13 protein-coding genes are annotated in these 12,270 nt (G+C 63.3%); 2 read left to right on the forward strand and 11 right to left on the reverse strand.

Annotated features, from left to right (window positions below):
- Positions 1 to 6 precede the first annotated feature (6 nt).
- Positions 7 to 2,256 (reverse strand): TonB-dependent receptor, encoded by a 2,250-nt coding sequence (locus KHO33_RS30365; RefSeq protein WP_200566600.1) that lies wholly within the window; start codon positions 2,254 to 2,256, stop codon positions 7 to 9.
- 335 nt (positions 2,257 to 2,591) lie between these two features.
- Positions 2,592 to 3,503, reverse strand: a complete 912-nt coding sequence (locus tag KHO33_RS30370; protein ID WP_200566599.1) for a LysR family transcriptional regulator — start codon at positions 3,501 to 3,503, stop codon at positions 2,592 to 2,594.
- A 90-nt stretch (positions 3,504 to 3,593) separates the two neighbouring features.
- On the opposite strand from KHO33_RS30370, the gene KHO33_RS30375 reads away from it, so the two are divergent.
- The gene (locus KHO33_RS30375; RefSeq protein ID WP_200566598.1) at positions 3,594 to 4,682 is read left to right on the forward strand and encodes a zinc-binding dehydrogenase; all 1,089 of its coding nucleotides are present in this window, start codon (positions 3,594 to 3,596) and stop codon (positions 4,680 to 4,682) included.
- Between the two features lie 111 nt (positions 4,683 to 4,793).
- Here the strand turns inward: KHO33_RS30375 and KHO33_RS30380 are convergent, their stop codons facing one another.
- The 9 genes from KHO33_RS30380 to KHO33_RS30420 form a co-directional block, all read right to left on the reverse strand.
- Positions 4,794 to 5,411, reverse strand: a complete 618-nt coding sequence (locus KHO33_RS30380; RefSeq protein WP_054038865.1) for a hypothetical protein — start codon at positions 5,409 to 5,411, stop codon at positions 4,794 to 4,796.
- 69 nt (positions 5,412 to 5,480) lie between these two features.
- Positions 5,481 to 6,098: a hypothetical protein gene (locus KHO33_RS30385; protein WP_200566597.1), complete on the reverse strand. Its 618-nt coding sequence runs from the start codon at positions 6,096 to 6,098 to the stop codon at positions 5,481 to 5,483.
- Positions 6,099 to 6,254: 156 nt separating this feature from the next.
- A complete protein-coding gene (locus tag KHO33_RS30390; RefSeq protein WP_200566596.1) occupies positions 6,255 to 6,887 on the reverse strand; it encodes a hypothetical protein in 633 nt (210 codons plus the stop codon).
- Complete coding sequence (locus KHO33_RS30395; RefSeq protein WP_054038922.1) at positions 6,884 to 7,426, reverse strand: hypothetical protein; 543 nt, start codon at positions 7,424 to 7,426, stop codon at positions 6,884 to 6,886. Before KHO33_RS30395 ends, KHO33_RS30390 begins: the two co-directional genes overlap by 4 nt.
- 68 nt (positions 7,427 to 7,494) lie before the next feature.
- Entirely contained in the window at positions 7,495 to 8,613 is a 1,119-nt protein-coding gene (locus KHO33_RS30400) for an extracellular catalytic domain type 2 short-chain-length polyhydroxyalkanoate depolymerase (protein WP_200566595.1), read from the reverse strand.
- 184 nt (positions 8,614 to 8,797) lie between these two features.
- The gene (locus KHO33_RS30405; RefSeq protein WP_200566594.1) at positions 8,798 to 9,304 is read right to left on the reverse strand and encodes a hypothetical protein; all 507 of its coding nucleotides are present in this window, start codon (positions 9,302 to 9,304) and stop codon (positions 8,798 to 8,800) included.
- A 22-nt stretch (positions 9,305 to 9,326) separates the two neighbouring features.
- Positions 9,327 to 9,773 carry a lysozyme gene (locus KHO33_RS30410; RefSeq protein ID WP_200566593.1) on the reverse strand — a complete coding sequence of 149 codons (447 nt, stop codon included), beginning with the start codon at positions 9,771 to 9,773 and terminating at the stop codon, positions 9,327 to 9,329.
- Entirely contained in the window at positions 9,766 to 10,572 is an 807-nt protein-coding gene (locus KHO33_RS30415; protein ID WP_234480705.1) for a DUF2589 domain-containing protein, read from the reverse strand. The genes KHO33_RS30410 and KHO33_RS30415 overlap by 8 nt, the downstream gene beginning before the upstream one ends.
- Positions 10,573 to 10,603: 31 nt before the next feature.
- Complete coding sequence (locus KHO33_RS30420; protein ID WP_328822814.1) at positions 10,604 to 11,284, reverse strand: DUF2589 domain-containing protein; 681 nt, start codon at positions 11,282 to 11,284, stop codon at positions 10,604 to 10,606.
- A 274-nt stretch (positions 11,285 to 11,558) separates the two neighbouring features.
- On the opposite strand from KHO33_RS30420, the gene KHO33_RS30425 reads away from it, so the two are divergent.
- Complete coding sequence (locus KHO33_RS30425) at positions 11,559 to 12,236, forward strand: response regulator transcription factor (protein ID WP_054038854.1); 678 nt, start codon at positions 11,559 to 11,561, stop codon at positions 12,234 to 12,236.
- The last annotated feature ends 34 nt before the right edge of the window (positions 12,237 to 12,270 follow it).

Raw genomic sequence — 12,270 nt, forward strand, 5'->3', positions numbered from 1 at the left:
CCGTGCTTAGTAATGCGCGTTGAGCGTCAGGAAGGCGGAACGGCCGGCTGCGATCGACGCGTAGTGCGCCGGATACGCCTGGTCGTAATACGTCCGGTTGAAGATGTTCTGCACGTTCAGTTGCAGGTCGACCTTCTTGTTGATCCGGTACGTCGCCATGCCGTCGAAGCGCCAGTACGACGGCACCGCACGCAGGTTCGCCGTGTCACCGTACACCTGCGACATGTAGAACGCGCCACCGCCGATCGTGAACTTCGGCAGCACGTCGTAGTTGGTCCACAGGCTGATGCTGTTCTTCGGCGTATTCGGGAACTGGTGGCCGTTATCCGAGGTGGTCTTGCCGTTGTCGCGCAACTGGCTCTTCATGTACGTGTAGCCGCCGAACACCTGCCACTTGTTCGTCAACTGACCGGCCACGCCGAACTCGAAGCCTTGCACGCGCTTGTTGCCGACCATCGCGTATTCGTTGTTCGGCAGCGTGACGCGGGCGTTGGTCGTGTCGATCTGGAACAGCGCGCCCGTCAGCGAGAGATGGTTGTCGAGCACATTCCACTTGGTGCCGAGTTCGACGCTACGGTTCTTTTCCGGCGCGAGCTGATCCGCGTTCGCACCGACCCCGCCACGGCCCGGCGTCAGCGATTGCGTTTCGCTGCCCTGGCCGAGGAGGGCGCCGGCCGGCGTCGACGAAGTTGCGATCGACGCATACACGCTGCCGTTCGAAGCTGGTTTGAAGACGAGGCCGAACTGGTAGTTGAACAGCGTGTCGTCGCGCGAGGTGCGCTTGCCGCCATTGGCCACCGTGTTGCGGAAATCGGTCGAATAATCGTCGACACGCAAGCCGACGTTGGCCTGCCAGCGTTTGGTGAGTTCGATCGTATCGAACGCATACAGCGATTTGGTGGTGGTGCGCTGCTCGCTCGGATCGTTCGTTTGCTTGACCGAGCCGGCCCACGGGTCATTCGGATTCGGCGACCACAGGCTCGTGCAGTTATAGCCCGACGCCGCGCCGATGCCCTTGGTCTTGCAGATCGCACCGGTGGCCGTTGCAACGGTGTACGAATCATTCACGCTGGTTTCGCGCGACAGTTCGAGGCCGGTGGTGAAGCTGTGTTTCAGGAAGCCGGTCCTGAACTCGCCGAACAGTTCGGTCTGGTTCGCGAGGCTGTAGACGTCGCTGGCACGCGTATTCGCGCGGCGCCACACCATGCCGTTCACGACGTTGCCCTGGCTGTCGTCCGGCTGCGTCCAGATGTAGTCCTGAGTCGACTTCGTATAACGCGTGGTGTTGCGGATCGTCAGATTGCTGTTGATGTCGTGCTCGATGCGCACGGTGCCGACGTCCGACGTCGTCTTGCGGAAATCGCGGTCGATCAGGCCGTAAAAGTTATGCCGGTTCACATTGGCCGGATAGATCGTGTCGACGTTGGCCGGCTTGTTGGTGGTCGTGTAGAAGTACGGAATGCCGCTGTCGGGCAGGTCGTCGGTGGAGAGGTGGTAGTAGCTCGCCGTGACGCGGGTCGGTGTGCCGAGACCATAGGTGAACGACGGCGCGATGCCCCAGCGTTCGTTGTTGACCGCGTCGCGGCCGGCCACGTCGTTGTTGTGGCTCATCACGTTCAGGCGGAAGGCCGCGTGATCGGCCATCTGCCAATTGCCGTCGGCGGTGAAGCGGCGGTAGCGGTCGGTGCCGAGGCCCGCGCTGCCGTCGGCGGCATTGCCCAGATGCGGGGTCTTGGTGATCAGGTTGATGCTGCCGCCCGCGCCGCCGCGGCCGCCGTAGGCGCCGTCCGAACCCTTGGTCACTTCCACGCTTTCGATGTTGAACACTTCGCGCGTGGTCGCGCCGATGTCGCGCATGCCGTCGACGAAGGTGCTGCCCTGGGCGTCGTAGCCGCGAATGAACGGCCGGTCGCCGAGCGGATTGCCGCCCTCGCCGGCACCGAATGTGATGCCCGGCACCGTGCGCAGCGCTTCGGTCAGCGTCGAGGCGCCCGTGCTTTTGATCAACTCCTGCGGAATCACGGTCACCGACTTCGGCGTATCGACCAGCGGCGCGGTGAATTTGACCGACGCGGAGTGGTCGGTCTTGAAGCCGTCGTCTGCTTGGCCTTGCACGGCGATCGGCGCGAGCTGGCTTTCCTTGTCAGGCGGCGCCGTGCCGGCCGTGCCCTGCGCGAGCGCGGGACCTGCCGCCAACATGCTGCACAAGGTCGTGCTGATTTTGCCGAGCTTCGGTTCGTCGGACCGCAACTTCATTTTTATCCCCGTCATGAGTGCTGGTGCCCGGGTGAACAACGCATTTCTTACCCGAACATTCCATGTTTATTACAAATTGTTTGCGGCATGCATTCTATGCAATCTGGTTGTAATTGAGAAGCGTTCTCATCAGAAAATCTTCGGGCGGGGAATTGAAGGCGTGCGCCAATTCATGGAGTTGGCTTCTTGATCCACGAAGATGAATGTGGAATGGGTGAGTTTGATGGCTTCGGCAGGCGCGGAGATGCCTGCGCTTTTGTCGTCGCGAGCGCCTTCTATAGCGCGTGACGCGTCTCTGTCTTCTGGTCCAAAGCGGATCCTGTCCGCCCGATTTCCTACTGTGCGGCCAACTCGGCCAGCATCTCGCGCAGCCACACGAGCGCCGGATCGGCCTGATTGCGCGGATGCCAGCCCGCGTACAACGTGAAGCCGCGCGCCTCGAACGGCAGCGCAAAGGTGTCGAGCCGGTCGAGGTAGCGTGCCGCGAAGCGCGATGGCAGCGTCGAAACGTAGTCGGTTTTGGACAGCAGCTCCGGCACCAGCGCGAAGTGCTGGAGCGACAATGCAACGCGCCGTTCACGGCCGAGTTCGTCGAGATGCTCGTCCATGAAGCCGTGAAAACTGCCGCCGCTGGTCGACACCAGCACGTGATCGAGCGCGCAGTAGGTGTCGAGATCGAGTGGGGCGTCGCCGCGCGGGTGGCCCTTGCGCTGCACGAACACGAAATGTTCGTCGTACAGCTTGCGGACCTTGATCGACGGCGGAATCATCCGGTCGGAACCGAGCAGCAGGTCGATCTCGCCGCTTTCGAGCCGCGACGCGGCGGTGGGCTGATCGCCGATCACGAACGCCACGCGCACGCCTGGCCCTGCCGACGCCGGCAAGCGCTCCATCAGGCGCATGCCGAGCACGGCGGTGGCGTTGTCGTGCGCGGCAATCACGAAGCGCCGCGTATCGGTTTGGGGATCGAAGACGGACTGGTGGCGCACCACCGCTTCGAGATTCTTCAACGCGGCATGAAGCGGCTCCATCAACTCCAGCGCCCGGGCCGTGCGCGTCATGCCGCGGCCGGTTTCAGCGGGCAGCAGCAGCGGATCGCCGAAGATCTGCCGCAAGCGCGCAAGCTGCGTGGAGACGGCCGGTTGCGTCAGATGCAACCGCTCGGCTGCACGTGTGACGTTCGACTCGGCGAGCAGCGCGTCGAGCGAAACCAGCAGATTCAGGTCGATGCCGCGGAGATCAACCATGTTGATAGGTCGCATATGAGTAATTGATTTCTAGAATACGTACCGTGCCTCTACAGTTCAAGCACCGAAACGAACTGAAGGAAGCTCAACATGAAAGCCTGGATGCTCGACGAACCCGGCAAGCCGCTGGCCTTGCGCGACGTGAGCCAACCGCAACCGCGCCGTAACGCCGTGCTGGTGCGGATGGAGGCGGTGCCCTTGCTCAGCTACACGCGTGAATACGTCGAAGGGAAGTTGCCCTACGCGTATCCGCCGACACCGTTTTCGCCCGGCACCAATGGGGTTGGCCGGGTCGTCGCGGTTGGCGAGGGGGTGGTGGCATTTCGCGCCGGTCAACGCGTTGCCGTGAATCCGTACTGGATCGCCGACGAAACGGTGCGCGAGCCGGCGCAAGCGCTGTTAGGGCTCACCGCCATTAGCGCCGACAGCGGGGCGTTGCTGGCTGAGTTTCCACACGGCACCTTGCGCGAACTGGCTGAATTCCCGGCCTCGACGCTAATCGCGCTGGACGGTCTGGACGAGGTCGATGCCGCACGTCTCGCGGTGCTGGGCAAATTCTCGGTGCCCTTCGGTGGTTTGCGACGCGGCCGTCTGTCAGCGGGCGAAACAGTGGTGGTCAACGGCGCAAGCGGTTACTTCGGCTCGGCGGCCGTGCTTGCGGCGCTGGCGCTCGGCGCGAGCAAGGTGGTCGCGCTCGGCCGGCGCCTTGAACCGCTGCAGGCGCTGGTCGAGAAAGGCCGTGGGCGTGTGGTGCCCGTCGTGCTGAGTGGCGATGCCGCGCAAGACATAGCGGCGATTCGTGCGGCTACCGGTGGCGGCGCGGACCTCGCATACGACATGGTCGGGCAGGCCACCGACGCGAACGCGACCCTCGCCGCACTACGCAGCCTGCGTCGCGGCGGACGGCTCGTGCTGATGGGCAGCATGCAAGTGGATTTGCCGATTAGCTACAGGGAGATGCTGCTGAACAACTGGGAATTGATCGGCCACTTCATGTACACGCGCGCCGACTATCTCGCGCTGGTTTCGCTCGTCGCGTCCGGGCAGATTCCGCTCGACGCGATCGAGTTGAAGTCGTATCCGTTTGCCGAGCTGGAAGCGGCCATCGACGCCGCCGGCCGTATGTCGGGTTTGCAATGCACGGTGGTGGACGCCAGGTCGCCGCAAGCGTGGAGTTGAACGCGTAGCGGCTTAACTGCGGTCCTCGCTGAGCGGTCCGGCTGGCGAAGCTGTGAGAAATGCGCCGGTCCGCGTCATGCGGGCCGGTCGTATTGCAGAAGATGCATCCGTTCAGCCCATTACGATATTCGCCAGCTTGAATTGATACGGCACCGCGGTGGTCCCGCCGCCACCGCCCGTCATCACGATGTCGCAGCGTGCAATGCCGAGCAGCGACAACTCGGTGTTGATGTCGGAGATCACGGCGGAATTCATCACCTTGCCTTGTTCGATCTGCGAGGCGGTGCCGATCCAGAGCGTCGGCTTGAACTCGAACACGGCCTTCTGCCCAGGCACGATGCCGGTCTTCTTCGCGAGCAGCCGGTTGTCCTTGAACACGCCGGCGCTGATGGCGCCCGTGCGCAGATCGTTGCGCAACTGGATCTCGCGCGAGCTCGACGACGCGCCGGCGATAGCGAGCACGTTGCCGGATGCCGCGCGGCTTACGCTGAACATCTGGCCGTTCTGCGCGACTTTTTGCGGCATGTAGTTACCGTCCGAGTCGCTGGCGGTAACCGTGGTGAGCAGCGGAAAGACGAACGGGTGATTGTCTCCGCGCCCGCAGTTGCTGATGACCTTCCACGCGACTGCGAGCTCGTCGAAATCCGTCGAGACGTTTTTCTGAAAGATCACGATCTGACTGTTGTTGACGTCGTTGGAGAGGTTGATGAAGTTGAGTTTGATGTCCATGGCGAACCTTTTCCTTGTGGAGTGAAGCGGCGTCGAATGGCGAATCCTCCGACGCCGAACGCGTGTCCGCTACGCCATCACGACGTGTTCGAGCCGGAAGGTGAACGGCAACGAGCGCGGGCCGGGACCGCCGCCCGTCATCACGATGTCGGCGCTGGCAATGCCGAGCAGCGACAGCTCCGTGTTGATGTCGGAGATGACGGCGGAATTCAGCAACGCGCCCTGTTCGATCTGCGACGCGACACCGATCCACAGAGTCGGCTTGAACTGGAACACGGCCTTTTGCCCCGGCGCGATCGATGTTTTGGTCGCAAGCGGGCTGCCGTCCTTGTAAATGGTCGCGTTCGTGGCGCCGTTCGGCAGATCGTTACGGACCTGGACTTCCGAGCTGTTGCCCGGGTCCGTGCCGAGCGTGAGCACGTCGCCCGAGGTCGAACGGACGATCTGGAAGACCTGTCCGTTGGTCGCGGTTTGCTGCGGCATGTAGTTGCCGTAGCTGTCGCTCGCGCTGACGCTCATCGTCATCGGAAACTTGAACGGATGATTGTCGCCCTGGCCGCAGTTGCGGATCACTTTCCACGCGATCGCCAGTTCGTCGAAATCCGTCGCGACGTTTTTCTGGAAGATCACGATGTTCGAATTGTTAGCGTCGTTCGAACGGTTGACGAAGTTCAGTTGAATATCCACTTGCCTGCTCCTTGAGGTTGAAATACGGCAATCGGTTTGCCGCGCACCTTGCCACCGGCCTGCCGGTTGGACGGGCCGTCAAACGAAAGAAGAGGTGAGACGCCGGATGCGGGCGTCGTGCCGGCTCGAGGCGCTAAAAACGCGAGAGATGCGACGCTAGAGATGCACGACGTTTTCGAACGCGAAAGCGAAGGGCTGTGCGTCGACGCCGCTGCCGCCGCCTGTCATCACGATGTCGCCCGCGGCAATGCCGGCGAGGGGCAGCATCGTGTTGTCACTCGACAGCACCGCCGAACTGAGCGCGCGTCCTTCCTCGATCTGCGAGGCCACGCCGATCCACAGTGCCGGCGTGAAGCGGAACACGGCCTTCTGCGCCGGCGCCACCGCCTGCTTGGCGGCAATCAGCTTGCCGGCGTTGAAGGCGTTGACATTGACCGCGCCGCGCGGCATCCGGTTGGCGACCTGGATTTCCGGACCGCCGTCGGCGCCGCTTGCCCGTGCCGGTTCGGCGGTGAGCCGGGCGCGGCCGGTCGGATGAACCCCGATCACGAAACGTTCGCCGTGCTGCGCGGTCATGCGCGGCGAGTAGTTGCCGTGCTCGTCGCCGAGTGCGATCTCGATCTCCGTCGAATAAACGAACGGATGGATGCAATCGCGGCCGCAGAAGCGAATCACCTTCCATGCGATGGCGAGCTCGTCGAAATCGGGAATCACGTTGCGCTGGAACAGCACGACTTCGCTGTTGCCGCAGTCATTCGAGCGGTTGACGAAGCGAAGATTGACGTTCATTTCGCCGGCTCCGTGTCGTCGTCCGAAAGATGCTTCTCGACCCATTGCGTGATGGCGGGAGACACGCTGCCGGCGACCGACGACGTATGCAGCGCTTGCGCCCGGCTCTGCGCCTGCATGTCGTTCGCGAACCGGCCGAAGGCCATCGCGGCGTCCGTGGCGTTGCGGCTGCGGGACAGGTCGTCGAGATACTGGGCGGCCGCATCGGTGAGCGCGCCGGTGTGCTGCACGTGACCCTGGGCGATGCGCGTCGCGAGGTCGGCATTGATGGCGGCCAGCTCCTTGATCGCGGCGGCCGCGCCCGGCAGTGCGAGACGGTCGCGCTGCTCGCGCCAGCCGGCGTCGAATGCCGATTGCGTTGCGCTCGTGTACTGCTGGGTGCTCTGCAGGGCGGTGCGTACGAAGGCGCGCCACGCGCGGACATCCGTCGTGGCGCCCGGCAGTCCCGCCGGATTGGCCGACTGCGCCACGAGCTTGCTAAATAACTGGAAGGCGGCGAGATTGGCGTTTTCCCACTGCGTGATGAGGGTCGAGAGCATGACGGATCCTTAATCGGTTCGGTTTCGGTTTCGGTTTCGGTTTCGATGAGCGATGACAATCACCGCGTTCACTGACGTGCGCCGCCCAAGCGCTCGATCATCTTCATGACGGCGGCCATTTGCGGCGCCTCGCGGGTATTGAAGTTGGGATGGTCCGGGTCCGGACTCGTGTAGCCCCAGAAGTCCCAGCAGCCGAGCGGATTGACGGCCGATTTCGCAGCCTGCGGGTAGAGCACGATCAGGCGGTTGGTGTCGGCGATCTCGTTGTAGCCGGCGCCGCGCACGAATCGTTGGCCGACGGCATCGGCGTTCTGCACACAGCCGTGAAACGCGACATGGACGGCGCACGCCGCATGCAGACAATCGGCCGGCACGTACACGTAGGCCACGTCGGCGAGCGAAGCACCGCGGTCGCGATCGAACTCGCGCTGATCGAAGCTCCGCAACTGGCCGCTTGCCTGCGTCGCGGGTGCATTCAACGGCGCATTGGGTCTGGCATAGATCCAGCGCAGCATCTCGTGCGATTGCTCGAAGCCGCAGTTGTTGATGTACGGGCTCTGGTTCGCATCGCAGGGTGAGTCTTCCGGGCGGTTCGTGATCAGTGCATGGCCGGCGTCGGGATGGCGTTGATACTTGATGCCGGCTGCCGGCACTTGAGCCAGTTCATAGAAACGCTCGGCCTGATCGACCACGCGGGTCGCGACGACGGTATCCTTCGCGCCGCTGAAGAGGTAAATGCGTTGCTCGCGAAGATTGGCCGGGTCGTCGATTTGGCCGGCTTTCGCAAAGCGTTGCGCGGCATGCCATGCGCCTTCCGCAGTCGGCGCCGCGCCTGCCGGCTGCATGCACAGCGTGACCGCCGCCACGGAAGGCGCGATAAAGGCCGACTCCCCGGCGCAATCGAACGCGCCACCGGCCACGATGCCCGCGCCGATCAGACGGCTCGACCAGGCAACGTCGAACTGGGCCGCCATGAAAGCGCCGGACGAGAGTCCGGAGACGGACGTGTGTTGCAGATCCGCGCCGAGCGTGGGCAGCGGCGCGAGGTCCGCGGCGTGTGCACACGAGACGGTCGCGACGATCAGCACCACTGCGCCGAACCGCGCGCGCAGGACGTCGTGCCAGGATCTGTGTTTCTGCTTACCAAGTTTGGATAACGAATCATTATGGATAGCTGCCGAATTCATGCCATTACTCCTGTTGGGTGCGTACTCGATGAGTGTTCGGGTCTACGTTTCAGGCATGCGTTGCTTGTGTTTCACTACCCTTGCAGAGTAGATGCGCGGCGTGTTCGCATGAATAGGGCGGAAGACTGGTACGGCGACATAGGACGGATGGCCTGGGCCGTACCCGCCGTGCATTGCCAGGTTGTCAGGGCGCGCCGCCGGGTGTGCACGGCACCAGCGGTATCGAGACGCTGCGGTCGGCCGTAGTGATAGCCACCGGCCGGTTCGACGGCGTGTAGCGCAACCTGTGGATGCCGCGCGGCCCGAAGCCACTGTCGATGTCGGCCAGCAGGTCGGCGCCGTCCGGAATGCCGGCGAGACTGCGACCGCTCATCATCGCGGGCCGGCGCTGCGGGTCGTCCCAGTTGGCGCTGTCCGCGGATGCGTAGAAGGTGGGCAACACGCCGAGCCGGTAAAGACTGTCGAGCGTGCGCACAAGCCGCTCGCCGCAGCGTTCGCATAGCGCAGGTTGGTGCGCGATCTGCAAGGCCTGGCTGATGCGCACGACTTCAGCCGCGCAGGTGAGTGAAGGCGAAGACTGTTGGGCATGCGAATCAGCGATGGAATAGAGGACGATGGCGGCGGCTGCGATTGCACAGACAACACGCGTGTTAAGCCCGCGACCCGTCCGGTCGTGATGGTTTGAAATCATCGGGAAGCCTCCTGTCATGGCACTAGGAAAGAAAGAGCTTGCGTTCGGCCTGGCGGCGGCGCGTCAGCCCCGCGAGCGGTTTGCCGCCCGCTTTGTTCCAGACGAGGAACTGGTCGGCGGCATGATTGCTTGCGCCCGCATTCAGATAGCGCAGCAGCGTTGAAGAACGCAGCCGCCCCGCGCCGAGGTTGAAGACGAACGACATCAAGGCATCGAATTGCTGCTGCGTGATCGCGACGCGTACCAGCTTGCGCAGCGCGAGTTCGGCGCTGCGCAAGTCGCGCCTCAGAAGCGCCAGCGCCTCGGACTCCGAGAGCGGGCGGTTGAAGCTTTCGTGCGGCAGAATCAGATGCCCATAGCCGATAGTCGGTTTGCCGACGGCGTCGAGATAGCGGTTCAGGCGTAACCCCTCGAACTGTTTGATCAGGTCGATACCTTGCGTGCCGGTGCACGTGGGTTGCTCAGGCATGGCGTTTCTCCTCGTCGTCGTGCCGTGCGCGCGGTACGAGGCGGTGGGTGTATTCGTCGATCACGCGCATGATCGCTTCGGGCGGGGCGAGCGCCGCAAACTGCATTTCGATGTCGATGTGCTGGCTGTCGCGCTGCGCTTGCTCACCTTGGGCGTTCGGGCGTGCGGACGGCGGCGCGAGCGTCACGAAGAAACGGCCGCGTTGATCGCCGCCCGCCAATCCGCCTGCCGGTAGCGTTTCGGTGAAGTCCGCGCGCACCGTCAGATGCACCACCATCCTGTCGAGCGCGAGTCCGCGTGGCGTCGCCAGCGCGACCAGCGGCACCGGCATCGTGTGCTCTGCATCGAGCGCGACCTCGACAGCACGCGGTGTGAGCAGGCCGTTCTCGTCCTGGTCGAAGAACTGGTCGAGCACGGTGGTGTACTGAAGCGAGAGCAACTGGTTCGCGGCGGCCGCCGCGTGTTGCATGCCGCGCGTGATGTCGTCGAGCGCGAGACCGCGCGGCGGTGGCGGTGGATCGCTCGCGCTCGACGGTGGCGCACCGCCTGACGGTGGAGCGCCGGGCGGCACGTTCCCGCCAGTGCCGTTCGCCATGTCGGCGTCGCCTGCCGCCGCCGAGGCGGGCGGCGCGGCTTGCGCGGCCACCGGCGGCTCGCGCGTTTCGTGCCCAGCGGCCGGTTTGCTATCGCTAGCGTCCTGCGAGGCCGTGCGCTGTGAGACGTCGTCGTGCGGCACGCCTTCGGCCGGCGTGCCGTGTGAACCCGGCACGCCGCGGCGCCGCTTGAAGAAGTTGAACATGGTGTCCGCCCGCCGTCAGTGGCCGCTGTGCTTACTGATGGACAGGCTGCTGGCCGCTCGCCTGCGTGCTCGCTTGCGTGCTCGCTTGCGTGGTTTCGCCGACCAGCTTGCCGTCTGTCGGCGTGGTCGGCAGCGGCTTGACGTCTTTCGCCTTGTCTTCGGTCACGACCGGTTTGGTGGCGGCGTCCGTCAGGAAGTCGATCACACGCATCAACGCTTCCGGCGGCGGCTGCCGCTTGATCTGCGTGTGGATCGAATATTTGGCGCGCGTATCGGTGCTGCGGGTTTGCTCCGATTTGTGCGAGACACGTCCCGAGATGCTTACGCTGACCGGACCCCAGCCAAACTTCGCCTGGAATTCGCCGCTCGCATCCGTGGACTCCGACGACTTTTCCGACTGCGTGATTTCCATCTCGAAGTCGATCGTGCCTTCTTCGATCGCGATGATGGGATGAACGATTGCGGCCAGCAGCGGAATACGCATGGTCTTCTGCACCACGCCTTTCGATACGCCGCTCTCGTCGACCAGTGTTTCGTCGTAGTCGAACTGCACGGCGACTGCCTTGCCGTTTTGAATGCATACCTGCATCAGAAAATCGGCATAACTTTTCGCCGCCTGGGTTTGCGCTGAAATCATTGCTTTCAATGGACCGGCGATCATTTGGTCCATTGGTAAGGCATTAATGACAGAGCCGATGAAATTGGCATCCATACAGACCTCCATGGTGAATTTGTGACAGTGCGAATACACTGTCTCTATTCAAATTACATAAATTGGAGAAATCTTTGGAGAGGCCATCCGTCATGCATGACGGCAAGGGTGGGCGACATATTAATTCTGAAAGAAATGGAGTGCCTTTTGTATTAGAACGTTTTTCACGGATCAACAGGTCTAGTGCGCCATTTTCAAAAGAGCGGTAAAAGCGAGCCGAAGAGACGCAAATAACGTGAACCCGAGCGTCTCGCTACCGAGGGGATACGCTTAAATGAACGTTCTGATGATCGATAGTCCGCCGCTATTTGTGGCAGGGGTAGCCGATGTCTTATGGAGACGGGACAGCAGTTGCCAGGTGTGGTCGGCCCAGCGTCCCGAAGACATTTACCGTATCCGGGAAGGCCTGCCGCCGGGAACGGTCGGCGCGGTCACCCTCGAATGGGACGAGCGAGCGGCGCGGATGGGCTGGCCGAAGGTGCTGCAGGACGCCCTGGGGACGGTGCCGTGGCTATTCGTGGTGCGCACGGTGTGTCGCCAGGCGATCGCGGATGCGCTAATGGCGGGCGCCTCGGGCATCGTCGAGCGTCATGCGAGCGCGGACGAATTCGCCGATGCGCTCTGCCGCGTCGCCTCGGGTGCGATCTATGTTCCGCCCACTTATGGCCTGGGCGCCGAGCTGGGGCCGGCCCAGGCGCAGTCCAGTGATCGGGCATTCGAGCGCCTGACGCCGAGGCAGCGTGAGGTGTTGCGTCTGCTTGCCGAAGGGAAGTCGAACAAGCAGATCTGCCGGGTGCTCAACGTCGCGGAGGGGACCATCAAGAACCACCTGTACGCACTTTTTCGGCAGATCGGCGTCAGCAATCGCACGGAGGCGGCGCTCTGGCTTGCACGTCACGTGACACCTGAAAACGTGCACGGCCAGACGCTCGTATGCGTCACGCATGAGTAAATGCCACGCTTGCATCCGGCCCGGCGCACGGGCC

Origin of the sequence: Paraburkholderia nemoris, from assembly GCF_905221015.1 — a bacterium.
GTDB lineage: Bacteria > Pseudomonadota > Gammaproteobacteria > Burkholderiales > Burkholderiaceae > Paraburkholderia > Paraburkholderia nemoris.

What these genes read in the sequence shown, in the direction of transcription:
- KHO33_RS30400 (WP_200566595.1), bottom strand. Translation starts at nt 8,613, where the DNA reads ATGAATTCGGCAGCTATCCATAATGATTCGTTATCCAAACTTGGTAAG.
- KHO33_RS30375 (WP_200566598.1), top strand. Translation starts at nt 3,594, where the DNA reads ATGAAAGCCTGGATGCTCGACGAACCCGGCAAGCCGCTGGCCTTGCGC.
- KHO33_RS30420 (WP_328822814.1), bottom strand. Translation starts at nt 11,284, where the DNA reads ATGGATGCCAATTTCATCGGCTCTGTCATTAATGCCTTACCAATGGAC.
- KHO33_RS30390 (WP_200566596.1), bottom strand. Translation starts at nt 6,887, where the DNA reads ATGAACGTCAATCTTCGCTTCGTCAACCGCTCGAATGACTGCGGCAAC.
- KHO33_RS30425 (WP_054038854.1), top strand. Translation starts at nt 11,559, where the DNA reads ATGAACGTTCTGATGATCGATAGTCCGCCGCTATTTGTGGCAGGGGTA.
- KHO33_RS30365 (WP_200566600.1), bottom strand. Translation starts at nt 2,256, where the DNA reads ATGAAGTTGCGGTCCGACGAACCGAAGCTCGGCAAAATCAGCACGACC.
- KHO33_RS30380 (WP_054038865.1), bottom strand. Translation starts at nt 5,411, where the DNA reads ATGGACATCAAACTCAACTTCATCAACCTCTCCAACGACGTCAACAAC.
- KHO33_RS30415 (WP_234480705.1), bottom strand. Translation starts at nt 10,572, where the DNA reads ATGTTCAACTTCTTCAAGCGGCGCCGCGGCGTGCCGGGTTCACACGGC.
- KHO33_RS30410 (WP_200566593.1), bottom strand. Translation starts at nt 9,773, where the DNA reads ATGCCTGAGCAACCCACGTGCACCGGCACGCAAGGTATCGACCTGATC.
- KHO33_RS30370 (WP_200566599.1), bottom strand. Translation starts at nt 3,503, where the DNA reads ATGGTTGATCTCCGCGGCATCGACCTGAATCTGCTGGTTTCGCTCGAC.
- KHO33_RS30395 (WP_054038922.1), bottom strand. Translation starts at nt 7,426, where the DNA reads ATGCTCTCGACCCTCATCACGCAGTGGGAAAACGCCAATCTCGCCGCC.
- KHO33_RS30405 (WP_200566594.1), bottom strand. Translation starts at nt 9,304, where the DNA reads ATGATTTCAAACCATCACGACCGGACGGGTCGCGGGCTTAACACGCGT.